The 23,686-nt window shown below is 62.1% G+C and carries 19 protein-coding genes; 7 read left to right on the top strand and 12 right to left on the bottom strand.

All coding sequences use genetic code 11. The features are described 5' to 3' along the window. Window positions 1–11: 11 nt before the first annotated feature. Entirely contained in the window at window positions 12–950 is a 939-nt protein-coding gene (locus ABDX79_RS07705; RefSeq protein WP_346219694.1) for a DMT family transporter, read from the bottom strand. Window positions 951–1,085: 135 nt separating this feature from the next. Between ABDX79_RS07705 and pepN the strand changes: the two genes are divergently transcribed. The 3 genes from pepN (at window position 1,086) to ABDX79_RS07690 (ending at window position 7,885) form a co-directional block, all read left to right on the top strand. Beyond that, window positions 1,086–3,734 carry an aminopeptidase N gene (gene pepN / locus ABDX79_RS07700; protein ID WP_346219693.1) on the top strand — a complete coding sequence of 883 codons (2,649 nt, stop codon included), beginning with the start codon at window positions 1,086–1,088 and terminating at the stop codon, window positions 3,732–3,734. 305 nt (window positions 3,735–4,039) lie between these two features. Then, a complete protein-coding gene (locus tag ABDX79_RS07695) occupies window positions 4,040–6,193 on the top strand; it encodes a PAS domain-containing sensor histidine kinase (RefSeq protein ID WP_346219692.1) in 2,154 nt (717 codons plus the stop codon). A gap of 144 nt (window positions 6,194–6,337) precedes the next feature. After that, window positions 6,338–7,885: an undecaprenyl-phosphate glucose phosphotransferase gene (locus tag ABDX79_RS07690; protein WP_346219691.1), complete on the top strand. Its 1,548-nt coding sequence runs from the start codon at window positions 6,338–6,340 to the stop codon at window positions 7,883–7,885. Window positions 7,886–7,985: 100 nt separating this feature from the next. On the opposite strand, the gene ABDX79_RS07685 is transcribed toward ABDX79_RS07690, so the two are convergent. Both ABDX79_RS07685 and ABDX79_RS07680 read right to left on the bottom strand, forming a co-directional pair. Continuing rightward, the gene (locus tag ABDX79_RS07685) at window positions 7,986–8,840 is read right to left on the bottom strand and encodes a DMT family transporter (protein ID WP_346219690.1); all 855 of its coding nucleotides are present in this window, start codon (window positions 8,838–8,840) and stop codon (window positions 7,986–7,988) included. Window positions 8,841–9,170: 330 nt separating this feature from the next. Next, window positions 9,171–9,812: a LysE family translocator gene (locus tag ABDX79_RS07680; protein WP_346219858.1), complete on the bottom strand. Its 642-nt coding sequence runs from the start codon at window positions 9,810–9,812 to the stop codon at window positions 9,171–9,173. Window positions 9,813–10,082: 270 nt separating this feature from the next. On the opposite strand from ABDX79_RS07680, the gene ABDX79_RS07675 reads away from it, so the two are divergent. Both ABDX79_RS07675 and ABDX79_RS07670 read left to right on the top strand, forming a co-directional pair. After that, a complete protein-coding gene (locus tag ABDX79_RS07675; RefSeq protein ID WP_346219689.1) occupies window positions 10,083–11,087 on the top strand; it encodes a zinc-dependent alcohol dehydrogenase family protein in 1,005 nt (334 codons plus the stop codon). Between the two features lie 133 nt (window positions 11,088–11,220). Continuing rightward, window positions 11,221–12,186: an AEC family transporter gene (locus tag ABDX79_RS07670; RefSeq protein WP_346219688.1), complete on the top strand. Its 966-nt coding sequence runs from the start codon at window positions 11,221–11,223 to the stop codon at window positions 12,184–12,186. Between the two features lie 51 nt (window positions 12,187–12,237). Here the strand turns inward: ABDX79_RS07670 and ABDX79_RS07665 are convergent, their stop codons facing one another. The 3 genes from ABDX79_RS07665 to ABDX79_RS07655 form a co-directional block, all read right to left on the bottom strand. Next, window positions 12,238–12,735, bottom strand: coding sequence for a hypothetical protein (locus tag ABDX79_RS07665; RefSeq protein WP_346219687.1), 498 nt, complete (start codon window positions 12,733–12,735; stop codon window positions 12,238–12,240). Between the two features lie 164 nt (window positions 12,736–12,899). After that, on the bottom strand, window positions 12,900–14,666 hold the full coding sequence (locus ABDX79_RS07660; RefSeq protein ID WP_346219686.1) for a sodium:solute symporter family protein: 1,767 nt from the start codon (window positions 14,664–14,666) through the stop codon (window positions 12,900–12,902). A gap of 24 nt (window positions 14,667–14,690) precedes the next feature. Further along, on the bottom strand, window positions 14,691–14,975 hold the full coding sequence (locus ABDX79_RS07655) for a DUF4212 domain-containing protein (protein ID WP_346219685.1): 285 nt from the start codon (window positions 14,973–14,975) through the stop codon (window positions 14,691–14,693). A gap of 342 nt (window positions 14,976–15,317) precedes the next feature. On the opposite strand from ABDX79_RS07655, the gene ABDX79_RS07650 reads away from it, so the two are divergent. Both ABDX79_RS07650 and ABDX79_RS07645 read left to right on the top strand, forming a co-directional pair. Further along, window positions 15,318–15,824, top strand: coding sequence for a GNAT family N-acetyltransferase (locus tag ABDX79_RS07650; protein ID WP_346219684.1), 507 nt, complete (start codon window positions 15,318–15,320; stop codon window positions 15,822–15,824). Between the two features lie 12 nt (window positions 15,825–15,836). Then, entirely contained in the window at window positions 15,837–16,790 is a 954-nt protein-coding gene (locus ABDX79_RS07645) for an alpha/beta hydrolase (protein ID WP_346219683.1), read from the top strand. A gap of 21 nt (window positions 16,791–16,811) precedes the next feature. Here ABDX79_RS07645 and cobT read toward each other — a convergent pair whose 3' ends face one another. The 6 genes from cobT to cobI form a co-directional block, all read right to left on the bottom strand. Continuing rightward, a complete protein-coding gene (gene cobT, locus ABDX79_RS07640) occupies window positions 16,812–17,831 on the bottom strand; it encodes a nicotinate-nucleotide--dimethylbenzimidazole phosphoribosyltransferase (protein ID WP_346219682.1) in 1,020 nt (339 codons plus the stop codon). A gap of 66 nt (window positions 17,832–17,897) precedes the next feature. Beyond that, the gene (cobD, locus tag ABDX79_RS07635) at window positions 17,898–18,956 is read right to left on the bottom strand and encodes a threonine-phosphate decarboxylase CobD (protein ID WP_346219681.1); all 1,059 of its coding nucleotides are present in this window, start codon (window positions 18,954–18,956) and stop codon (window positions 17,898–17,900) included. Then, on the bottom strand, window positions 18,953–20,251 hold the full coding sequence (locus tag ABDX79_RS07630; protein WP_346219680.1) for a cobyrinate a,c-diamide synthase: 1,299 nt from the start codon (window positions 20,249–20,251) through the stop codon (window positions 18,953–18,955). Before ABDX79_RS07630 ends, cobD begins: the two co-directional genes overlap by 4 nt. 9 nt (window positions 20,252–20,260) lie before the next feature. Next, window positions 20,261–21,037, bottom strand: a complete 777-nt coding sequence (cobM, locus tag ABDX79_RS07625) for a precorrin-4 C(11)-methyltransferase (protein WP_346219679.1) — start codon at window positions 21,035–21,037, stop codon at window positions 20,261–20,263. 10 nt (window positions 21,038–21,047) lie between these two features. Next, window positions 21,048–22,886 carry a precorrin-3B C(17)-methyltransferase gene (cobJ, locus tag ABDX79_RS07620; protein WP_346219678.1) on the bottom strand — a complete coding sequence of 613 codons (1,839 nt, stop codon included), beginning with the start codon at window positions 22,884–22,886 and terminating at the stop codon, window positions 21,048–21,050. After that, complete coding sequence (gene cobI / locus ABDX79_RS07615; protein ID WP_346219677.1) at window positions 22,883–23,686, bottom strand: precorrin-2 C(20)-methyltransferase; 804 nt, start codon at window positions 23,684–23,686, stop codon at window positions 22,883–22,885. Before cobI ends, cobJ begins: the two co-directional genes overlap by 4 nt.

The following is a 23,686-nucleotide window of genomic DNA, read 5'->3' as shown; positions in this document are numbered from 1 at the left end:
CAGAATGGGGCTCAATAGGTCCGCGTCTGGCGGTCCTTGCGCCGCTTCAGCCCGAGCTGGCTCTCCCGCCAGATGATGAAGATGCCGGCCGCGATCACGATCGCACCGCCGATGAGGGTTGAGGGGTTGACCGCCTCCCCGAAGACCAGCGCGCCGATCGCGATCGCAAGGATCAGCGAGGAATATTCGAACGGCGCGACGGTGGAGGTGTCGGCAAAGCGATAGGCAGCGGTGAGCAGAAGCTGCCCGATGCCGCCCAGAATGCCGGCAAGCACGAGAAAGATCGCCTGGGACGCGGACGGCATGATCCAGCCGAACGGCGCGGTAAAGGCCGAGATGACGGTCGCGGCCAGCATGAAATAAAGAACGATCGTCGCAGTCTTCTCGGTCTGGGCAAGCTTTCGCACCTGTATCATCGCCACCGCCGCGAAGACCGATCCGACGAGACAGGCGACGATACCGGTCACATGCGGCCCCGAAAGCGCCTCGCTGCCGACCGTGAGGCTCGGCACCGTCACCACCGCAACGCCGAGGAGCCCGATCACCACCGCCGTCCAGCGGTAGGCGCGTACCCGCTCGCCAAGGAAGAGCGCCGCGAAGATCACCGTGATCAGCGGGGTCGCGTAGTTGATCGTGATCCATTCGGGATAGGGCAACCGCGTGATCGAGAAAAAGCCAAGGCCCATGGCGCAGACGCCGATCATCCCGCGAATGGCGTGTCCCTTCAGATCGTTCGTGGAAAACGCCGTTCTCAGATCGCCGAGCCAGGCGAGATAGACCGCGACGGGCAGGAGCGCGAAGAAACAGCGGAAGAAGACGACCTCACCCGCCGGCACCTCTTCACCCGCCGCCTTGATCGCAGTCTGCATCGCGACGAAGGAAAGGATCGAGACAAGCTTGAGCGAAACGCCGAGGATCGGGCTCTCGGTTTCGGCGGAGCCTTGGAGCATGGATGCGGCCTTGCAAAGCGAATTCTGGAAGAGCCGCGATACCCGCGCCCCGCTGCTCGATAACGAAAGCGCTTGCGAAATTGCAAATCGCGAAGGCGTGTCTACCTACGGGGCAAGAAAGAAAAGGAGCTGCCCATGTTGCGCACCGAGACCGGTCAGACCGTCAGGCTCGCCGACTATTCCGAGACCGACTTTGTGTTCAAGGGCGTCTCTCTTACGATCCGGCTGTTCGAGGGCTCGGCGGAGATCGACAGCGAGATCCGCATCCGGCGCCGCGAGGGTACGGCGGCGGATGCACCGCTGGTGCTGGACGGCGACGAACTCACGCTCACCGATCTGAGGCTGAACGGGGAGCCCGTCGCCGAAAGCGATTATAAGGCGAGCCCCGACCGGCTGACCGTCCGCAACCTGCCGGCCGAAGAGGACTTCGTCCTGAAGGTCGGCACCAAGATCGTGCCGGAAGAGAACACCAAGCTGATGGGCCTTTATCGCTCCAATGGCATCTGGTGCACCCAATGCGAGGCTGAAGGCTTCCGCCGCATCACCTATTTCTACGACCGGCCGGATGTTCTGATCCCCTACACCGTGCGGATCGAGGCTCCGAAGGAGGCCGCGCCGATCCTCCTGTCGAACGGCAATCCGGGCAAGACCGGCGATCTTGACGACGGGCGGCACTACGCTGTCTGGGACGATCCTTTCAACAAGCCCTCCTATCTCTTCGCGATGGTGGCCGGCGATCTGGAGCACGTCGGCGACAGCTTCACCACCGCGAGCGGCAAGGCCGTCACGCTCGGCATCTATACCGACAAGGGCCGGTCCCATCAGGCGGAATACGCGATGGACGCCCTCAAGCGCTCGATGGCCTGGGACGAGCGGCGTTTTGGCCGGGAATACGATCTCGACGTCTTCAACATCGTCGCCATCGCCGATTTCAACATGGGCGCGATGGAGAACAAGGGCCTCAACGTCTTCAACCACAAATATGTCCTGCTGGACCCGGATATCGCGACGGATCAGGACTATGCCGGTGTCGAGACCGTCATCGCCCACGAATATTTTCATAACTGGACCGGCAATCGCATCACCTGCCGCGACTGGTTCCAGCTCTGCCTCAAGGAAGGCCTCACGGTCTTTAGGGATCAGGAATTTTCCGCCGACGAGCGCGAGCGGACTGTTCAGCGGATCGGATCGGTCCGCCGCCTGAAGAGCATGCAGTTTCCGGAGGATCAGGGGCCGCTCCAGCATCCTGTGCGGCCCAGCGAATATCGCGAGATCAACAACTTCTACACCGCGACCGTCTACGACAAGGGCGCCGAACTGGTGCGGATGATCGCGACCCTCGTGGGGCCTGACGATTTCAGAAAGGGCATGGACCTTTATTTTGAGCGACACGATGGCGATGCCGCGACGATCGAGGACTTCGTCAAGGTCTTCGAGGATGCGACCGGAGCGGATTTGTCGAATTTCGCGCTTTGGTATCATCAGGCGGGAACACCGACACTCACGGTCAGCGAACACTACGACGCGAACGACGACCGCTACACGCTGACCCTCACCCAGGAGCTTGAGGAAGGCGCGGCCAAAACCGGCACGAGGCCGATGCTGATGCCCGTCAAGTTCGGTCTCGTCGGCCCGAACGGCGAAGATCGGGCGGTCGAACCCACTGAAGGCGGCGATGTCCGCGATGACGTGATCCAGTTGTCCGACAGCCAGGAAAGCTTCGTCTTCGAGAATGTCGGCGGCAAGCCCTATCTCTCGGTGCTTCGCGATTTCTCGGCACCAGTCAATCTCGTTCACGAACAGTCCGAGACCGATCGCCTGGCGCTTGCCCGCCTTGACCCGAACCCGTTCAACCGCTGGCGCATCCTGAACGACCTGATCGGCGAACGCCTTGCCGAAGCAGGAAGCGCGTCCGGTAATGTCGCGGAGAACCCGCTCGGCGCGGACCTCGTCACGGCAATCGTCGAAACGGCCGGCGACGACGCACTCGACCCAGCCTTCCGCGCTCAGGTTCTCAATCTGCCGGCGGAGACGGAGATCGCACGCCTGATCGGAAAGAATGTCGATCCGGATCGCGTTTTTGCCGTCGCGACGGCCGCGCGCGAAACGATCGCATCGAAGGGCGCGGCCGTCTTTGAGCGGCTGATGAATGCAGCCCCCGCCGACGCACCCTTTTCGCCCGATGCCGAAAGCGCCGGAAAGCGCGCGCTCGCCAACGGGTCTCTCGGCTACGTCGCAGTTGCCGAAGGCACGCCGGATCGCGCCTTCGAGCGCATGACCGGCGCCACGAACATGACGGACAGGCAAGCGGCGCTTGCGATACTCGTCTTCCGGTATCCCGACCACGAAATGACGCAGCGTGCGCTTGATATCTTCTACGAACGCTACGAGAGCGAGGCCCTTGTTCTCGACAAATGGTTTGCGCTCCAGGGAGCGGCTCCCGACGTTGCTACACTCGAAAGGGTTGAAGCGCTCTACAAGCATCCGCGCTTCACCTTGAAGAATCCCAACCGGGCTCGATCGTTGATCGGGTCGTTCGCCGGCATGAACCCGACCGCATTCCACCGAGCCGATGGCCGTGGCTATGCGTGGTTCAGCGACCGCCTTGTCGAGCTTGACGCGATCAATCCCCAGATCTCCGCCCGCATGGCCACCGCGTTCAGGGCTTTCCGGCTTCTGGAGTTCGAACGTCAGTCAAAGGCGAAAGAGGCCCTCCTTCGGCTTGCAAAAATGCCACAGCTCTCCAAGGACCTCAAAGACATTGTGGACAGAACCTTGGGCTGACCGTGTCAAGTTAAGTGATTAAAAATTTACTCTTTGGAAAGGTGTGGACAAGTTGATTCGCGTCTGTTGATATCAATGTGATTCGGCTGTGTGGCGCAACCGAATCGCGAGGTGCGGCAACGAGGATTCCAGACATGCGGGCAGACGCGTTATTCGCGTCGGCGGGGGACCTTTATTCCAAATTCAAGGGAATCCTCCACGACCAGCCAGAATTCGGTGCTTTCCCAGCCCCATTTTCCCAATGGAATAACAGCCAGATAGCATCGACGGAGCGTTTCTTTCGTCGCGCCATTCCTGCGCTGCTGGTGATCTTTCTGGCGCTCGTCGCCGTCGTGCGGTTCGGATCGCTCATCGAGCATCGCGCAGAGATCGAGCACGACTTCACGCAGGATCTCAACCTTGCGACACGCTTCCTCGCAGCAGAAAGCGCGCTCCTTGCGGAAGAACTGGGTGAAGTCAATACCCTCGACGCCCTTCTAACGAGCCGGCTTCCCGAAGGCCTGCTTGAAGCCGGACGCTTCATCGTCATCAGTTCGACCGACGGCTCAATCGTCGCGGCGACACCCGGCTTCGAATATCTGATCGGATCGGATCTGGTGACACGGCTCTCGCTGTCGCGCACTGCGATCCAGCTTGGACGCGGCACCACCACCGTTCCAGGCTTCCTCAACGAAGAAGCGATCGAAACCTCGAGCATCGAACTCGCGAAGGGCCTTGGCCTCGCGACTGCCGGTCAGATCCTGCGGCCGGCGCTATCGCCCTGGCGAAACGCCCTTGCGATCAATGTGACGCTGTTTTCCATGACAAGCATCGTGGTTCTCGCAATTGTCCTTGCCTATTTCCGGCAAGCCAGCCGAGCGTCGGAAGCACAAAACGCCTATCTCGAGACCCATGATCTGGTCGATACCGCCTTGAGCCTCGGGCATTCCGGCCTGTGGGACTGGAATGTCTCGCGCGGAGAGATCCAGCTGTCGCGCTCGCTCTATGAACTTCTGGGGTTTCCACCCAGCGCCAAATCGATCGGGTTCGCCGAACTTGAAGCGCGCCTTCACCCTGCCGATAGCGGCGTGCGAAGCGGCTTGTGCCGGGTCATCGCGGGCAATGTCGCAAGCTTCGACAAGACGTTTCGCCTCCGTCATAATGATGGACATTTCGTATGGCTGCGCGCCCGAGCGGAAGCAACCCATACGCCGAGCGGCGAATGCCATCTGGTAGGAATTGCGGTCGACGTCAGCGAGCAGCAGGCCCTGGCGGAACGGACGAAAGAGGCCCATCACCAGCTTCACAGCGCGATCGAGAACATCCCGGAGACCTTCGTTCTCTGCGACAACAACGACGACATCATCCTTGCCAATTCGAAATATCGATCCGTCTTCGGTCTTGGCGAAGAAGACACGAGGCCGGGGACCAATCTGTCCCAAGTGATGAAGAAGTCGCGCAAGCCGATCGAGAGTGCGAGGGTCAATGGAAGCGCGTCCAATCAGGACGGCGGCGCATTCGAGATCAAGATGCCGGACGGACGCTGGTTGCTTCTCTCCGAACGCCGCACCAAGGACGGCTTTATCGCGATTGGTGCCGATATCACCCAGCTCAAGATGCACCAAACCCGGCTGCACGAATCCGAGCGGCGCCTGACCGACATCATCCATGCCCTGAGCGAGACCAGAGGCGATGCGGAGCGAAAGGCGGCTCAGCTGGAAGAGCTGAACCAGAGCTTCAGGATCGAGAAGAACAAGGCGGAAGCGGCGTCCCGGGCAAAGACCACCTTCCTTGCCAATATGAGCCATGAATTGCGGACACCGCTGAATGCGATCCTCGGTTTTTCCGATATCATGCGCCAGCAGATGCTCGGGCCGATCGGTTCGGAAAAGTACTGTTCCTATGCGAACGACATCTATGAAAGCGGAGAATTCCTCCTGCAACTCATCGACGATATCCTCGACATGCAGAGGATCGAGACCGGCCGCACGACCATCCTGCGCCGGGTCTTCGATCTGACGGAGGCGGTGCAGGAAACCGCACGAATGATCGAGGCATCGGTCGAAAAGCGCGGTATCGACCTCGTCGTCGAGCAGCCTGAAAAGCTGGACGTCTATGCGGATCGACGCGCGGTCAGCCAGATCCTCCTGAACCTGATGTCGAATGCGGTGAAGTTCAGCGATACCGGCGGCGAAGTCCGGGTTTCTGTGAAGCAGCGCGGCGGTTCGGTGCTTCTCAGCATTACCGATCGCGGCGAGGGAATATCGTCATCGAACCTGGCGAAGATCGGAAGACCGTTCGAGCAAACCGAGAGCGAATGGACCCGCACGAAGAAGGGAACCGGACTGGGCCTTGCCATTGCCCGCTCGCTCACCGAAATCCATAGCGGCCGCTTCCGCATCGCCTCAACGCTCGGAGAAGGCACAATCGTCGCGATCCGCTTTCCAAACACGATCGAAATGCACAAGACCGCTGCCTGATCCAGCCTGAAGACCCGTCACCGCGTTATTGAGCAAATATTAGCTCACTCCCTCTAATGCTCATCTCAATTGAGACGATCCGCGCCGTATGGGTTGAATCCGAAATTCTCATGTTTCGGGCCCTGGGTGCGTTGGAGGCCCGTGGTGCGTCAGACCGATCCGATTGCGAATTTCGACGGCGTGCAGCTTCGCACGCTCGCTCCCCGCGAGCCATCGGCCGATCACGATAACGCCGAATTGAACGCGCTTGCAGCGAGGATCGCCGACCACTACCGAACCGACTTCATCACACCGAGGCTCCTCGCCGGCTATCTTCGGCTGGTGGAATTTGGCCTCCTGGCCGCGATCGGTTCGCTCTTTCTTGTTTTCTACGTCGAACTCGGAACAAGCCTGCTCTCCTCTTATGTCATGATCATTCTGAGTGGCTCTGCGCTCGGGGTGCTGACGATCAATCTGATCGGCGGCTACAAGCCGAATTTCCTCAGGCAATCGATGCTCGCCCACTGGCGGGTCGCGGGTGCCTGGGGCGCAGTCATCATGGGCGTGACCGCTGCAATCTTCTTCATTTACGGGACCGCCGATCATTCCCGCGTGTTTCTCGCCGGCTGGTTCGTCTGCGGCGTGATCGCCCTCAGCATCGTCCGCGTCACGCTTTGCTCCTTCATTCGCAAATGGGCGCGCGACGGGCGGATGGAGCGACGGGCGGTGATCGTCGGTGGCGGGCGCAATGCCGAAGACCTCATCCGCGGTCTCGAAGCCCAGGCCGATTCCGACATCCGCATTTGCGGCATCTTCGACGACCGAAACGACCGGCGCTCTCCGCCGATCGTCGCGGGATATCCAAAGCTCGGCACGATTCCCGAACTGGTCACGTTCTCCCGGCGAACGCGGATCGACATGCTGATCGTCACCCTTCCGCTTTCGGCCGAGGAGCGGTTGCTGGCGCTGTTGAAAAAACTGTGGGTGCTGCCGGTGGATATCCGGCTTTCAGCTCATGAGAACGCGCTACAGTTCCGCCCGCGCAGCTATTCCTTCATCGGAAACATTCCGATGATCGACGTGCTCGACAGGCCGCTCGCCGACTGGGACTGGATCGCAAAGCGGGTGTTCGATTTCGTCTTCGCCTCGCTTGCGATCGTTCTTCTGTCGCCGGTTCTGCTGATCGCTGCGATCGCGGTCAAGCTCGACTCCCCCGGCCCGATCATTTTCCGTCAGAAGCGCCATGGCTTCAACAACCAGATCATCGAGGTGTTCAAGTTCCGCTCGCTCCGCAACGAGTTCTCCGATCCGGAAGCCAAACAGATCGTGACGAAGAACGACAGCCGCGTGACGCGGGTTGGCGCCTTCATTCGCAAGACCTCGATCGACGAGCTACCCCAGCTCTTCAACGTGCTGCGCGGTGACCTTTCGCTGGTCGGCCCGCGCCCCCATGCGCTGCACGCCCAGTCCAGCAAGAACGAGACCTTCACGGCCATCGTCGATGGCTATTTCGGGCGTCACAAAGTGAAGCCGGGAATCACCGGCTGGGCGCAGATCAAGGGATGGCGGGGCGAGATCGACCAGCCCGAGAAGCTCAAGCGGCGCTTCGAGCACGATCTCCACTACATCGAGAACTGGTCGCTCGCGCTCGATTTCTACATCCTGATGATGACGCCGATCAGCATGCTGAGGAAGACAGACGGCGCTTATTGACCCGGCGGGCTTTCGGCATCCGATCGGTGCCGCAGCTGGGCCGTTCGGATGGTTGTCTTCGCGTCCGCTTTGAACGTCTCAACGCTAGCAGGGCTCAATATCAGGCGGTCGGTGGCACCTGACGCCGCTTCCACTCCCGCGTCGAAACCGCGACACCGGCTGCAGCGACCGCAAGGCCAATCAGCTGGATCGGCGTCAGGGTCTCATCGAACAGCCAATAAGCCATCACCGCGGTCACGCCCGGTGTGAGATACATCAGCGATGCGACCGAGGAGACCGCCCCCTCGCGGATCAGAACCATCATGAGGAAGATCGCGCCGATCGACAGGACGAGCGTGAGCCAGAGAAGCGCGAAGATGAGATCCCCCGTCCATTCGATCTGCCAGCTTTCGCTCAGCGCGGCGACCAGGGCGACCGGGATAACCGCGCCAAGATACTGGAACGCCGTGCCTGCCCTCAGATCGACGCCTGTGACGAAGAGTTTCTGCCAGATGGTGCCGAGCGAGATCCCGAACGCCGCCGCAAAGACCGGCGCGAGGTTCTGGGCGGTCATCGCGCCGCCCTGCCCCAGCTTGGGCAGGATCACCAGCGTGATGCCGGCGAGCCCCAATGCGAGTCCGACGATGTGGCGCGGCTTGATCCGGTCTCCCAGAATAATGCCGGCAAGGATCGTGGTGAGGATTGGTTGCAGGCCGACGATGAGTGCGGCGATGCCTGCATTGAGCCCATGGCGCACGCCGTAGAAGACACCGCCGAGATAGGCGCCGTGAATGAGACTGCCGGCGATCATGGAATGCAGCGCCTGAGACCGGGTCGGCGTCGCCGCGCGCAATAAAACAGCCAGACCACAAAGGATGGCCAGCGCCAAAGAGAATCGAAGCGTCAGGAAGGTAAACGGCTCGGCATAAGGCATGGAATAGCGGGCGCCGATAAAACCCGTCGACCAGAGAAGCACGAAAAGCGGAGGAAAGAGCCAGAGAAAGCGGGAGATGGGACTGGTCCTTTCGAAGCCTGCGAATGCGCCCGGCCGGTGGTGCGAACAAAGAGCGCGCTAGCACGCGACTCTTGCCGGAGCCAGCCGACCGGCAAATCCCGCCTCGATTGACGAGGAACAGGGTCGCTGAAAGCCGGCCATGGATGGGCTCGCATTGCGAAATCGCTCCGATGAACAAGTGCCTTTTGAAAAACAGATCACTCCGTCATCATGCGGCCTCAGCTGATCACTCACCGTTTCTCCGGTGCTGGTCCGGATAGTGCCCTCGAAGCCTGAGCCAATCGTTCGTCGTTAGCTGCGCCGGGCCATCGCGCTCGCAGCCTGCCCCAGAATAAGAACGCCCGCCGCGCCGATAAAGCTGGCGGCAAAACGGTTCAGCCTGCGCAGCGAACTCGACTGCCCGAGGATGGAGCGCGCCCGATCCGCCAGAATCGCATAGGGGATGAGTGTTACGGCCAGCACGGCCACTGTCACTACGCAAAGCGCGCTCCATTGCGCGGGGGCGATCGCCTTGAGGTCAACGACCGTGGGCAGGAGGGCGAGGTAGAAGATGATCGTCTTCGGATTGCCCATGGTGACCGTGAATCCGGTCAGAGCCGCTGCAAGGCCCGATGAATTGGCCTTCCGTCCGATAGACATCGCCTCGGCATCGCTCGTCCAGATCTTGTAGGCAAGATAGACGAGATACGCACCGCCCAGAATTTTCACCACCAGAAAAGCGCCCGCGAAAGCCTGGGCGATGACGGCGAGGCCGGCGACCGCGAAGGTCAGATAAACCACATCCCCCAGCGCAAGGCCGACGAGAAAGAACAGCGAGGCGCGCAGTCCGCCGGCGAGCGACTGCCCCAGCAGAGCCGCGACGCCCGGCCCGGGGATCGCCGCCGCTATTCCAAGCGCGACTGCATAGGTGAGAAGTGGCGCGGCAAATTCCATCACGGTCCCCAATCGCCGAAAGAGTTGGCTTCGTCACCCGACGAGCCGGCGATAGTCATTGCACCAAGAGCGATTGGCGAAAAGGGCATCGAGCCCCCTCCTTTGCAACAAATCCAAGGCTCCCGCATTTGCCTCAACTCAAGCGCAGGGCGATTGCCGGCACGATATTTCCACTTACCAAGGCTTTATGCCGGCCTTCTGGTCGTCATCGCCGACCCGCTTCCGGTCTCCGCCGCCTCGCTAAAAAACCATCGAACAAGGAATCTCCCGATGAAAGCCATCCGTATCACCGCACCGGGCGGCCTGAACCGCCTTGCCCTTCACGATATCGAGGAAGCGCGCGAGCCGGGGCCTGGCGAGGTTCGTGTCCGCCTCCATGCCTCATCCCTTAATTTCCACGATTACGGCGTCGTATCCGGGGCCATGAACCCGGTCGATGGCCGCATTCCGATGTCCGACGGAGCCGGTGTCGTGGAAGCGGCCGGTGCCGATGCCGAATTCAAACCCGGCGACCATGTGGTCTCGACCTTCTTCCCCTTCTGGCTCGAAGGCCCTGCCCCGATCGGCGATTTCACGACGACGCCGGGCGACGGTGTCGACGGCTATGCCCGCGAAGCCGTGACGCTTCCTGCGACCGCCTTCACGAAAGCGCCTGAGGGATGGTCGCATGAAGAAGCCGCGACGATCACGACGGCCGGGCTCACCGCCTGGCGGGCGCTCGTCGTCGAGGGCGGGCTGAAGGCCGGCGACGATGTTCTGATTCTCGGCACCGGCGGCGTTTCCATCTGGGCGCTGCAAATTGCGCGAGCCATGGGTGCGCGGGTCTTTGGAACTTCGTCATCCGACGAAAAGCGAGACCGGCTGGAAGAGATGGGCGCCCATGCCACGGTGAACTACAAGAACGATGCAGACTGGGGCCGTACCATCCGCGAAATGACCGGCGGTCGCGGCGCCGATCACGTGGTGGAGGTCGGCGGTCCAGCGACACTCAACCAATCCATCGAGGCCTGCCGCATCGCCGGTCACATGGCCCTGATCGGTGTTCTCACGGGTCGTTCCGGCGAAATCCCGACGGCGAAAATGATGGCGAAGCAACAGCGGCTGCAGGGCCTCATCGTCGGCTCGCGGGCCATGCAGGCTGATATGGTGCGGGCGATGGAGACGACCGGAATTCGGCCTGTGATCGATAAGACCTTCCCGCTCGCCGACATCGCGGACGCCTTCCGGCATCAGGAAGCCGGCGCGCATTTCGGGAAGATCTGCCTGTCGATCTGATCGCGCGATCCGCTTTCGGTCGAATGTGATGCAAAGCGCAGCAGCGTCCGCCTCGACCTGCGGACGCTGCGTCAATTGATTTCGCATCTGCGAAGGTCTACCGCGAAGGGGAAGCGCTTCGCGCAAGGACATCATGCAGACGATCTTCGACATCATCGTACCCGTGTTCGGCCTGATCACCGTCGGCTATCTGGTCGCTCGGGCGAAACTCCTGTCGGAGGATGTCGGGCAGGCACTGGCGAAATTCGTCTTCGTCGTTGCGGTGCCGGTGCTGCTTTTTCGCTCCCTGTCGCAAGCCTCGTTCGGCGATGCCAATCCCGGCTTTCTCTGGCTCGCCTATTTCGGCAGCGTCTCTTTGGCCTGGACCATGGGCACGCTCGCCGTCCGCTGGATCGCGAAAGCCGATCACCGCACCGGCGTCATCGCCGGCATCTCCGCAAGCTTCGCCAACACCGTCTTCGTCGCCCTGCCGACGTTGCAACGCGCCTATGGAGACCGGGGGCTGGAGCCGCTCCTGCTCATCATCGCGATCCATCTGCCGGTGATGATGATCGCTTCGACGCTGATGGTGGAACGGGCCATTCAGCTCGACGCGAAAGAGGCCGATGGCGTCAGGAAACGCCCGACCCTTGGCGCCATTTTTCGCCGGACCGGCCGCAATCTGGCGACCAATTCGATCGTCATCGGCATTGCCTGCGGTCTTCTCTGGCGCGCGACCGGGCTGCCGCTCGGCGGTCATTTCGACGAGATCACCCAGCTGATCGCCTCCACGGCAGGACCGGTTGCGCTGTTCGCGCTCGGTATGTCCCTGACGCGCTATGGGCTGAAAGGCGACATCCTTTCCGCCTCCGTGATCGCCCTCATTTCGTTGATCGTGCAGCCGGGGCTGGTCTGGCTGATCGGCACCGAACTCGGTCTGACCGATCTCTGGCTGAAAGGAGCGGTCCTGACCGCCGCCGCACCGGCAGGCGTCAACGCCTACCTCTTTGCTGCCTATTTCGGGACCGGAGAAAAGCTGGCGGCAACGACCATCCTTCTGTCGACGATCCTGGCCGTCTTCACGTTAAGCGGCTGGCTGACGGTGCTTTCGGCCGGATAGCCTTCACGAGAGCTTCGATACCGTCCCCGGCCTATTCAGCCGGGTTTCCCGTCATCCGGCGGAAGGCGCGGTCTCCGGCATCGCGACCGCAGCGCAGACACGGTCTCTCAGCTGGGTGGCATTGTCGCCTGCGTCGGGCGCTGCCGCTTTCGCGCTGCAATCGATCACGACGGTCTGACGCCGGGCAGGTACCCGGCGCTCCATATAATAAAGCTCCACACGCACCTTGCCGGGATCGTTCTCGTTTCGCTGTGCGCCGCCGATATCAGCGGCAACGAATCGCTCCGAAACCGGGAAAATGAAACTCCAGGGCCGCCAGAGATTGGACTGGCTTATCTCGTCGACGACGACGAGCCGGTCCGGCAGGGCCGAAGCCGTGCGGGACGCCCAGCTGTAATCGCCCCAGACCGCGAACCCGACAAGAGCGAGCGCCGCGAAGAGCGGGATCGTCGTCTTCGGCAGGCGTCCGCCGGATATCTTGCGCAGGAAATAGACGATGCCGCCGACGCTGAGGGCGAGCGCGATCGCGGCGAAGAGTTCCAGGGCCATGAATTCGCTGACGTTCCAAAGGTTTGGTGCAGATTCGGCGCTGCCCTTGCAGGCTGCCGCTTAAAACGCGGTTGGAGCGCGTCGCACGCGCCGGGTCAACAAGAAAACGGCCCGCCTTTCAGGGGCGGGCCGTCTTTCTCAAAGAGCGGTAAGGTCTTCCTGCTTCAGTGTCCTGTCGCAGTCGACGCACCGCGCGGAACGCGAAGCGACTCGACCATTTCCTGGATGCGCTGCGGCGGGCTTGCGGTCATCTTCGACACGATGATGGCCGTGGCGAAGTTGAACAGCGCGCCGATCGCACCGAAAGAGGTGGATTTCACGGACAGGAACAGCGGATTGGCATCCGTGAAGCTGTTCGTGTCGGGAACGAAGAACCATCCCTTGTGCAGGAAGATATAGACAACTGTCGTAATGAGGCCGACCAGCATGCCTGCGACCGCACCGGTGTTGTTGATCGTCTTGGAGAAGACGCCCATCATCAGAACCGGGAAGATCGAGGCGGCAGCGATGCCGAAGGCGAGTGCCACCGTCTGCGCGGCAAATCCCGGAGGATTGAGGCCGAGATAGGTGGCGACGGCGATTGCGATGGCCATGGCGATGCGGGCCGTCATCAGCTCGCCCTTTTCCGAGATGTTCGGAGCGAGCGCGCCCTTGACGAGATCGTGCGACACGGAGCCGGCGATCGCGAGCAGAAGGCCTGCTGCCGTCGAGAGCGCGGCGGCAAGACCACCGGCAGCGACGAGAGCGATCACCCAGCCGGGAAGGCCGGCGATCTCGGGATTGGCGAGGACCAGAATGTCGTTGTTGACGTCCAGCTCGTTGCCGTTCCAGCCCAGTTCCTGCGCCCGGCTTTGGAAGTCCGGGTTTTTGTCGTTGTAGATCTGGATCTTGCCGTCACCGTTCTTGTCGTCGAACGTGATCAGGTTCGTGAGTTCCCAGTTCTTGATCCATTCCGGGCGATCGTCATAGGCGAGCGACTGCTCGCCAACACCGTTCGGGTACACCGTATCGATAATGTTGAGGCGCGCCATGGCACCGACGGCCGGGGCCGTGAGGTAGAGGAGCGCGATGAACACCAGTGCCCAGCCTGCCGAATAACGAGCGTCGGACACTTTCGGAACGGTGAAGAAGCGGATGATAACGTGGGGCAGACCCGCCGTGCCGATCATCAGCGTCAGGGTAAACAGGAAGAGGTTGAGATCCGTATCCTGTTGTGCGGTGTAGCTGGCAAAGCCCAGATCACCGAGAACGGTGTTGAGCGTTGCAAGCAGCGGCTGTCCGGACGCCTTGAAATCCGAGAACAGGCCGAGCGGCGGCAGGAAGTTGCCGGTCAGCTGAAGCGAAATGAAGATCGCGGGGATCGTGAAGGCCGAAATCAACACGATGTACTGGGCGACCTGCGTGTAGGTGACGCCCTTCATGCCGCCGAGAACGGCGTAGAAGAACACCACCGCCGCACCGATCAGAAGACCGGTCGTGTTCGACACTTCGAGGAAGCGGGAGAACGCGACGCCGACGCCCGTCATCTGGCCGATCACGTAGGTGACCGAAGCAACGATCAGGCAGAGAACGCCGATCAGGCGGGCCGACTTCGAATAGAAACGATCACCGATGAACTCGGGAACCGTGAACGAACCGAACTTGCGAAGATAGGGCGCAAGCAGAAGCGCGAGCAGCACGTAGCCGCCGGTCCAGCCCATCAGATAGGCCGAAGCGTCGTAGCCGTTGAAGGCGATGAGGCCCGCCATCGAGATGAACGATGCGGCCGACATCCAGTCCGCAGCCGTCGCCATGCCGTTCGTGACGGGATGAACGCCGCGGTTCGCGGCATAGAAATCGTCGGTCGAGCCGGCACGCGCCCAGAAGGCGATGCCGATATACAACGCGAAGGTCGCGCCGACAAAAATCAGATTGAGATAATATTGATCCATCAGGTGGTGTCCTCCCTCTCCCGATTACTGCTCGTCGACATCAAACTTGCGATCGAGGGCTTTCATCCTCCACGCATAGAAAAAGATCAGAAAGATAAAGACGAGAATCGATCCTTGCTGGGCGAACCAGAAACCGAGATCGGTTCCGCCGACGCCGATGCTGCTGACCAGCGGCCGCAGCAGGATCGCAAATCCGAAAGACACCAGTGCCCAGACGATCAGGCAGCCGGTCATCAGGCGAACATTGGCTTTCCAGTATGCGTCGGCGTTGCGGCTCTGCGAGCTCGCCGACGAATTCGAGTTACTCATGTGAAACTCCTCCCATTCACACTTCTCAGTCTTTAGCATAAGGATGACCCGATCAGTAAAGATGCCTTAAGTATTTATTCCGGGGAGAGACCAGCGGTTTTTAGTGCGCTATCCTGCGTATGAGCGGCCTCTATCCATTGATCCCACTGTTTTCCCATGTCGGACGACCGGATATTTCGACTAAAGTCCAAGACCGTGGAGGTGGTGCGTTCGACGACGAACCTTGATCACTCGGTCCTATAAAGGGCTGACAGCCGGCTCATCCGGCGCTACGATATCAGCCGCCCAAGAAAATCTGCAAACCGGAGCGCGACGGCCCGGTACGTTGGTCCGAGAGCTGCGATGACGACAACGATCACCGATATCCGGTATGCGGAGGAAATCGACGCAGCTTGTCTCCAACGGGTTCACAGCGCGTCGTGGCGTCACGCTTATACGGGCATCATCCCTTTTCGCAGCCTCAACGCGATGATCGCACGCCGCGATTCGCTCTGGTGGGGGCGCCTGATCAATTCCGGGACGCGCGTTCTCGTCTGCCGATTCGGTGGCTGTATCGTCGGTTACGCGACCTTTGGGCGCAACCGGACGCACGCGCTGCCCGCGAACGGTGAGATTTACGAACTTTATCTCGATCCGAACTTCCAAGGCGTCGGTCTTGGACGCAGGCTCTTTGCAGCCGCGCGTCACCAGCTGGCGAGCGAATGCGGCAAGGGATGCGCGGTCTGGACGCTTGCAGAGAACGAACGGGCAATCATGTTCTATCGGGCGCTCGGCGGCTCCGACATGGCCCAGGGGACCGAGATTTTTGGAGGCGAGACGATTGGAAAAGTGGCGTTTCTCTGGGCGTGAACCGAAACTGTGATGGCGCAATCCCATGACGCCATGATCGAATCCGACAGCCTGACGATCGACAGTCCGACAGGTGCTTCCCTTAACCTCTATCGCACTGTGCCAACAGAGCCGCGCGCCGTTATTCTCGTGTTTCACGGGCTGGCGGAGCATGCGGGGCGCTATCGAGCCTTTGCTGAAGCACTTGCGGTAGAAGGCTTTGCAGTGTTCGCGCACGATCATCGCGGGCATGGCTCGACGACAGCGCGGGACGCACCGTTTAGGCGTTTCGCCCGACACGATGGAATGGATGCGGTTCTGCGCGATTGTCGCTACGTTCTGGATTACGCCCGCGGCACATATCCAGACGTTCCGATCTTCGTGTTCGGGCATTCCATGGGCGGGCTCGTCGCGATGAACTTTGCGCAGCGCCATGGCGATGGGCTCGCCGGTCTCGCCGTCTGGAACTCGGACCTTCGGGGCGGCTGGCAAACAAAGGCCGGCCTCTTCGGCCTTGGCATTGAGAAGTTCTTCAAGGGCTCGGATGTCGCGAGCATGCTCTCCCGGCGTCTTGTCTTTGAGCCCTGGGAAAAATCCATCAAGAACCGGCGCAGGGATCAGGACTGGCTGTCCCACGATCCAGACGCGGTCGACGCTTTCGCCGAGGACCCTTTATGCGGGTTTACGCCGACCGTCTCGATGATGGAGGACGTGGTCGCGATGGTCCGTATGGGCGGAAGCAAGGAGGCGATCGCCCGCTTGCCGAAAGGCCTGCCGATCCATCTTCTCGGCGGTTCCGAGGACCCGGCGACGGAAGGCGGCAAAGCGCTGTCCTGGCTGAAGGCCCGGCTTGAAAGCCAGGGCCTGAGCAAAGTTACCCTGACGATCGTCGAGGGCGCGCGACACGAGACCTTCCACGAAACCAAAGCGATGAGGGAACCGGCGGTGCGCGGCTTCATCTCATGGCTGAATCAGCAGGTCGGCTGAAAACAAGATCGCGCTGACGTGTCACGAGCCGGCCTTGTTGGAAACGGCCGCCTGCTCGAAGGTGGCCATGCCCGTATGGCACTGACACGCGGCCTTGACCATGCCGGCGGCAAGCGCCGCACCTGTCCCCTCACCCAGACGCATTCCAAGCGCCAGAAGCGGCACCTTGTCCATCATGCCGAGGGCCTTGATATGTCCCGGCTCGGCGGAAACGTGCGCGAAAAGGCAATGGTCGAGAGCCGAGGGCTCCATCTTGTGCAGGACGGCCGCTGCGGCCGTTGCGACGAAGCCATCGATAATCACCGGAACGCGCTGGGTGCGTGCGGCGAGAATCGCGCCGACCATGGCGGCGAATTCCCGGCCGCCGACGCGGCGAAGCACTTCCAGCGGGTCCTTCAGGTGGCCCTGATGGGTGTCCATGGCACGGGCGACAACTTCCGCCTTACGTTTCAGGCCGGCCTCGTCCATCCCCGTGCCCGGCCCGACCCAATCGGCCGGATCGCCGCCGAAAAGCGCGCAATAGACAGCTGCTGCGACCGTCGTGTTCCCGATCCCCATTTCGCCAAGGCAGATGAGATCGGGCTCGCCGGCCAGCGCCTCCATTCCATAGGCGACGGTCGCAGCGCAGGTCTTTTCGTCCATCGCCGCTTCGACGCTGATATCGCCCGTCGGATAATCAAGGGCCAGATCGAAGACCTTGAGCCCCAGATCATAGGCTGCGCAGATCTGGTTGATCGCCGCGCCACCCGAGGCGAAATTGGTCACCATCTGCTGGGTGACCTCCGAGGGATAGGGTGAAACGCCCTGCTTGGTGACGCCATGCGTGCCCGCAAAGACGGTGACGACGGGACGAAGAATGGTTGGCGAACCGCGCCAGGCAGCCACCCATTCCGACAGCTCCTCCAACCGGCCGAGGGAGCCCTGCGGCTTGGTCAGCTGCGCCTCGCGGTCCCGCTTCGCTCGGATCGCCTTGCGATCGGCGGCGGGCAGATTGGCGACGAGTTCGCGGATATCATCGAAGGGAAGGCCGGAAGCGGACATGGGGCTCCTGAAGGCGGATATGAAAAGGCTGGCGCCGGGTGCGGTGGACTAAGATCGGGTCGGGTTCTATCCCGGCTCGGCAGATACGTCACCCGGTGACGGGCCGATCTCGGCAAGACTTTCGCCAAGAGCTTTTTCCAAACGCTCTCCTGCTGCATCGTCCCTCGGATTTCCGAAGCGCAACCAGGTGGGCGCGTAGTCGAAGGCGCGTGTCAGGATGTGCCGTTCGCACAGCGCCTGGTGCAGGCGCGGCGCATGGGGATGACTAACCGTTTTGAAGAGCGCGGTTTCCCCGACAATGGCGAGGCCCATGCCAGCCAGAATGCGGCCAAGGCGCTCGGACTGAGCGGCGATGTCGCGCCTCAGCTGATAGAGCATCGCACCATCGGTCAAAATGGTCTCGCCAAGCGTCAGCGCCGGCGTCGAAATCGCCCATGGGCCGAGCCGGGTGGCGAGTTGTTGCGCAAGACGAGGGGTGGCCAGGGCAAAACCCAGCCGAAGGCCCGCGAACCCTGTAAATTTGCCGAATGAGCGATAGACCAAAAGTCCCTCGCGGCCGATATGGGTCGCAAGCGAGATTTCAGGCTCGGTATCGGCGAAGGCTTCGTCAACGATGAGCAGGCCGCCCTTCTCCGCAAACCGATCTGCCAGCCTCAGCAGCACATCGGGCTCGAAGCGCCGGCCATCCGGATTGTTCGGATTGACCAGCACCGCAAGGCGCGCTTCGGCGGGAATCTCGGAGACATCACCGAAACGACGGACATCATGGCCGGCGGCCCCGAAGGCCTCAGCATGTTCCGAATAGGTGGGCGCAAGGATGGCGACCGGCCCGCGATCGAGCACGAAGGGCAGAAGCGATATGAGGATTTGCGTTCCGGGGGCGATGACAATGCCAGCCTCTTGCCGCGCGCCGTAGAAGGCCCGTGCCGCCTCGATCAGACTGTGCTCCGCGACTTCCTCCGGTAGGCGCGACCAGTCGGCAGGCTCCATTGCCGGAAGAACCGGGGGAGCCGGATTGATGCCCGTCGAAAGATCGAGCCAATCAGCGCGGGTTCCACCAAAGCGGGCGATCGCGGCGTCGAGATTGCCGCCATGGACCATGGGAAGAGGCTTTGCACCTGTCATGACGCCGCCAGATCGATGAGATGCAGGAAAGAGCCGCAAACATTGCCTGCGATCTGGCCGCAGACCCCAAGCTGATCGCCGCGCGCATCCTGCGCTTCGAAGAGTGCCGGGCCGTCACCCTGTTCGACAATCGTCGCATAGTGAAATTCGTGGGCCGTCATTGGCCCCGCGAAGGGTTCATTCGTAAGGGGATTTGCCCTGCGATAGCCGAGATGAAGCTTGCGCGTTTCAAAGCTCGTGACGAGCGGAAGTAGGCCAAGCATCTCATGGCGGTGACCGCCAGCATCGATAAGCCCTTCTCCAAGGGTCATATAGCCTCCGCATTCGCCGTAGACCGTCGCGCCGCGCAAGGTCGTGTCCATGACACCGAATTTGAAGCGGGCTGCTGCTGCGAGTCTGCCAGCATGGAGTTCAGGATAACCGCCGGGCAGGTAGATCGCGTCACAGGTCTCGTCCGGTGCCTCGTCCTGAAGCGGCGAGAAGAAGGAGAGTTCGGCACCGGCTGCTCGCCAGCCGTCCAGGAGATGCGGGTAGATGAAAGCAAAGGCGTCATCGCGTGCAATGGCGATTCGCTGGCCGAGTGGCGGCAATCGGGCTGGTTGCGGCGAGGGTTCGCCGGAGACCGGAAGCGCGAGATCGCTCAAGGCTTCGAGGTCCGCATGCTCTATGAAGATGGCGGCGGCCCGGTCCAGAAACTCCACAAGATCGGCGTGTTCTCCGGCCTGAACAAGGCCCAGATGGCGTTCCGGCAGTGCAAGCTCCTGGCAACGAGGGATCGTTGCAAGGACCGGAATTTCGAGCGGCCCGAGCGCCTCTTTCAGCAAGGTCTCATGCCGCGGGGAGCCGACGCGATTGAGGATGAGACCCTTGATGCGTGTCGAGGGTCGATAATTCGCGAAGCCCGAAACAAGGGCCGCGACCGAATGGCTCTGCTTGGCGCAATCGACGACGAGAACGGTATTCAGTTCGAGATGCTCGGCGAGATCGGCCGCAGAGCCGCCGCCGTCCGCGGCGCCGTCGAAGAGCCCCATCATCGCCTCGACTACGAAAGCATCCGCCCCCTTGGAGATTTCCGCCGCCAAAGACCGAAGAAACGCCGGTCGCATGGCCCAGGGGTCGAGATTGACGCTTTGACGCCCGGCGGCAGCCGAGTGGAAGGCGGGATCGATATAGTCGGGACCGGCTTTTGCGGAAGCCAGCCTCACGCCGCGTGCCTTCAACGCGGCAAGAAGCGCCAGCGTGATGGTGGTCTTGCCGGCACCCGAGGCCGGCGCGGCGATGAGAAGCCCGCTCATGAAGCCGCGTCAGGCAACCGTCTTGCGCTTGGGGCGCAGGAGATGGACCTGATTTCCGTCGTAGAGCTTGGAGTCGATGAAATCCTTCGCGCCAAGCGCCCGGCCGACGAAGATCAGCGCCGTGCGGGTGAGCTTCGCGTCCCGGGCCTTGCGATGCAGCTCGCCAAGGGGCGCGCGGATGAAGGTCTCGTCCGGCCAGCCGACCCGATAGGCGATGATCGCCGGGCAGTCCGCGCCATAGGCTTCGAGCGGCATGAGCTCGCGCTGGATGTGCGGGATATTCCGAATGGACAGATGGATGGCGAGGGTTGCGCCGCTCTTTGCGAGAGTGGACAGTTCTTCCCCCTCGGGCATGGACGAGGACTTCATCGCCGTGCGGGTGAGGATGACTGTCTGACAGACCTCGGGCACGGTGAGTTCGGTCTTCAGAGCCGCCGCAGCCGCCGCGAAGGCCGGCACACCCGGCGTCACATCATAGGGAATGCCTGCGGCATCGAGCCGGCGCATCTGCTCGGCCGTCGCGCCATAGAGCGACGGGTCGCCGGAATGCACCCGCGCGACATCGAGACCGTCCGCGTGGGCTGCTTCCATCTCGGCGATGATCTCGTCGAGGGTCATGGGGGCCGTATCGAGAACGCGAGCATCCTTCGGCGCAGCCTCGACCACCTCTTTCGGTACCAGCGAGCCGGCATAGAGGCAGACGGGACAGGCTTCGATGAGCCGCAGGCCGCGCACGGTTATGAGGTCCGGCGCACCCGGTCCGGCCCCGATGAAATGGACTGTCATACTGTCATCCTCATAAGGCCTTGGTCACAATCCGGCTTCCGTCCTTTCGGGCGTAGCCTCGCGGCGTGTAGACCCAGCTCCTGCCGTCGCCGGTCCGCACGAGCTTGGTGTTGGACGAGCCGACGAGAACGACCGTGAGCATGTCCACATCATCGACCTGAAGCTCTGAGAGCGGCACGATCCGGATCGCCTCCTGGGGACGACCGAGATTGGTGCCGAGGATTACAGGCGTATCGGCAGGACGATGCTTGAGAAGTTCGTCGCGCGCATAGGCGAGCTGGGTGCGACGCTTCTTCGACACTGGATTGTAAAAGGCAATGACGAAATCGCCCTCCGCTGCAGCCTTCACACGGCGCTGGATATCCTCCCAGGGCGTCAGCAGATCGGAGAGGGAGATCGTGCAGAAATCGTGGCCGAGCGGCGCGCCCGCGCGGGCGGCTGCGGCCTGAAGCGCGGAAATTCCGGGCGAACACTGAACCGCGATACGGCGCGCGCCATCGGAAAGATCACCCTTGTCGAGAAGTTCGAAGACCAGCGTCGCCATGGCATAAATGCCCGCGTCACCGGAACAGACCAGCGAGACCGTCTTGCCCTCGCCTGCCAGCTCCATCGCGTGACGAACGCGCTTCTCCTCTGCGCCGAGGTCGAAGTCGTGGCGCGTCTTGTCAGCAGCAAGTGGGCCGAGAATATCGAGATAGAGCGAATAGCCGACGAGATCGGTGGAGGCCGCGATCATGCGGTTCACCTCCGGCGAACGCCATTCGGTTTGACCGGGCCCGATGCCGACCACGAAAAGTGTGCCGCGCGCCCGGCCGATCATGTCCGGGTCGACCGGCGAAGCCGCCTCCCCGAGCGCCGCCGTCACGCGCCTCGACTTTATTTTCGGCAGGACCAGACGGCTGTCAGAACCGGTTCCGGCCAGCGCTACGCCTTCGGCGACACCGTGGCAGCCGATTTCGGCAAAAACGATATCCGACGGGTTTTGAAGCCGTTCGCTTTCAGCCTCCAGACGATCGGCCGTGAAAAAGCGGGCCGGCACGCCAAAGTGTTCGGCCACCGCGTGGATCGCCGCTTCGTCCGCTTTCAGGTCGACGCTGGCGACCGCCGCCAGAGACAGCGGGCTGAGGCCGGCCTCCGCAAGCGCGCGCTCGGCAAGCGCGATCGCCTCATCGGCGGGCGCGCCGCGCTCCGAACCCATGCCGAGAACGACGGTCTTGCGCCTGTAGAGCAGTTCATTCGCGCGCGCGTGCCGGTCGGCATTGGTCACCGTCAGCGCGAACTCGGCCTCGTCAGAGACCGGAAGCCTTGCGCCGCGAAGCCAGTCCGCCTCGCCGTCGATGGTCACCGACGCCCCGGCCAGAAGGCCTGCCATGATCGCCTTGGCGTCCGCCGGGTTCTCCAAGACATAGCCTTCCGGCGGCGCATCGAGCGCGATGCCGAAGGCAAGGTCGCCCGCCGTGGTGATCGCCGCATGGCCTCTCGTGCTGCGTGCGATGGTCCGGGCCAGCGTGTTCGCGCCGTGATGCCCGCCAAGCAGCGGAACGACGCTCGTTCCGTCCTCCGCAACGCTCAACACCGGCGGCTCGGACATCTTGTCCGACAGAACGGGCGCGAGTAGGCGGATCAGGGCGCCGGCGGCCATGACGGCGACAATCGGGGTGCCGGACAGGAAGAGCGAACGGAGGTGATCGCCGGCATTATCAAAAGGAACCGCAGGTTCTGAAACGCGCCGCGTTGTCCCGTGAACGTCTCCACCGAGCGCCTCGGCAATTGTCCTCGCAAGGTCCTTCGCGGTGTCCGACAGGATGACGACCGCCGGTCTCGTGTTCGAATGGCTCGATGCGCTCATTGTCCCCTCCACGGGTTGAAGGAGACGCTGGGGTCCGGGGCTTCGCGAGCCTGTTCGTATGCCCGCATCGCAGCGTTGACGATCGCCGGCTCAGAGCCGCGATAACCGAGAATCATCGAGAAATAGGGCGCGGTCTCGGGCGCTTCGACGAGCGGCAGGACAACTTCTTCCGGCAGCGACACGCGTTCGCAATAGCGGCACCGGTCCGTAAGATCCATGCGATCGATCACCTTCCGAATCCGCGCAAAATGGCGGCCGAGCTTCATGATGGCGAAGGCCTCCGCGCTCTCGATCCGCGCGATCAGTTCGTCATCGCCCAGCGGGCCGGGAATGACGGTCAGCCGGTCGTTCCGCGCGGCAAGCGGGCGCGCCGACGCAGCGCTTGCGGCCATCACCGAGGAAACGCCAGGCACCACGATCGTCTCGAAGCACCCGGCTAGACGCTCGAAGAGGTACATGAAGGAGCCGTAGAAGAACGGGTCTCCCTCGCAAAGGATTGCAACATCCTTCCCCTCACCGAGGCACGCGGCGATCTTCGTCGCCGCACCATCATAGATCTCCGCTGCCGGAAAACGCTCGACGCGCATCGGGACCTCGATGGCGATCTCCATTTGCTCGGGCTTCAGGAATCCGGCGACGATGGCGCGCGCGAAGCTCTCCCCCGTATCGGGCTTCGGATACGCGACGACCGGGGACGAGGTCAGGATGCGATGGGCCTTCAGGGTGAGAAGTTCGGGATCACCCGGTCCGACACCGAGGCCGTAGAGGATGCCGGTCTTCGGCTGAGTGTCGTCGATCAT

Origin of the sequence: Fulvimarina fulva (assembly GCF_039652615.1) — a bacterium.
Lineage (GTDB): Bacteria > Pseudomonadota > Alphaproteobacteria > Rhizobiales > Rhizobiaceae > Fulvimarina.
Note: the sequence above shows the minus strand (reverse complement) of the source record. Positions and strands in the feature narration are given on the sequence as shown.

What these genes read in the sequence shown, in the direction of transcription:
- ABDX79_RS07645 (WP_346219683.1), top strand. Translation starts at nt 15,837, where the DNA reads ATGGCGCAATCCCATGACGCCATGATCGAATCCGACAGCCTGACGATC.
- ABDX79_RS07655 (WP_346219685.1), bottom strand. Translation starts at nt 14,975, where the DNA reads ATGAGTAACTCGAATTCGTCGGCGAGCTCGCAGAGCCGCAACGCCGAC.
- ABDX79_RS07675 (WP_346219689.1), top strand. Translation starts at nt 10,083, where the DNA reads ATGAAAGCCATCCGTATCACCGCACCGGGCGGCCTGAACCGCCTTGCC.
- cobD (WP_346219681.1), bottom strand. Translation starts at nt 18,956, where the DNA reads ATGACAGGTGCAAAGCCTCTTCCCATGGTCCATGGCGGCAATCTCGAC.
- ABDX79_RS07705 (WP_346219694.1), bottom strand. Translation starts at nt 950, where the DNA reads ATGCTCCAAGGCTCCGCCGAAACCGAGAGCCCGATCCTCGGCGTTTCG.
- cobT (WP_346219682.1), bottom strand. Translation starts at nt 17,831, where the DNA reads ATGTCCGCTTCCGGCCTTCCCTTCGATGATATCCGCGAACTCGTCGCC.
- ABDX79_RS07650 (WP_346219684.1), top strand. Translation starts at nt 15,318, where the DNA reads ATGACGACAACGATCACCGATATCCGGTATGCGGAGGAAATCGACGCA.
- pepN (WP_346219693.1), top strand. Translation starts at nt 1,086, where the DNA reads ATGTTGCGCACCGAGACCGGTCAGACCGTCAGGCTCGCCGACTATTCC.
- ABDX79_RS07630 (WP_346219680.1), bottom strand. Translation starts at nt 20,251, where the DNA reads ATGAGCGGGCTTCTCATCGCCGCGCCGGCCTCGGGTGCCGGCAAGACC.
- ABDX79_RS07665 (WP_346219687.1), bottom strand. Translation starts at nt 12,735, where the DNA reads ATGGCCCTGGAACTCTTCGCCGCGATCGCGCTCGCCCTCAGCGTCGGC.
- cobM (WP_346219679.1), bottom strand. Translation starts at nt 21,037, where the DNA reads ATGACAGTCCATTTCATCGGGGCCGGACCGGGTGCGCCGGACCTCATA.
- ABDX79_RS07670 (WP_346219688.1), top strand. Translation starts at nt 11,221, where the DNA reads ATGCAGACGATCTTCGACATCATCGTACCCGTGTTCGGCCTGATCACC.
- cobI (WP_346219677.1), bottom strand. Translation starts at nt 23,686, where the DNA reads ATGATCGACGACACTCAGCCGAAGACCGGCATCCTCTACGGCCTCGGT.
- ABDX79_RS07680 (WP_346219858.1), bottom strand. Translation starts at nt 9,812, where the DNA reads ATGGAATTTGCCGCGCCACTTCTCACCTATGCAGTCGCGCTTGGAATA.
- ABDX79_RS07660 (WP_346219686.1), bottom strand. Translation starts at nt 14,666, where the DNA reads ATGGATCAATATTATCTCAATCTGATTTTTGTCGGCGCGACCTTCGCG.
- cobJ (WP_346219678.1), bottom strand. Translation starts at nt 22,886, where the DNA reads ATGAGCGCATCGAGCCATTCGAACACGAGACCGGCGGTCGTCATCCTG.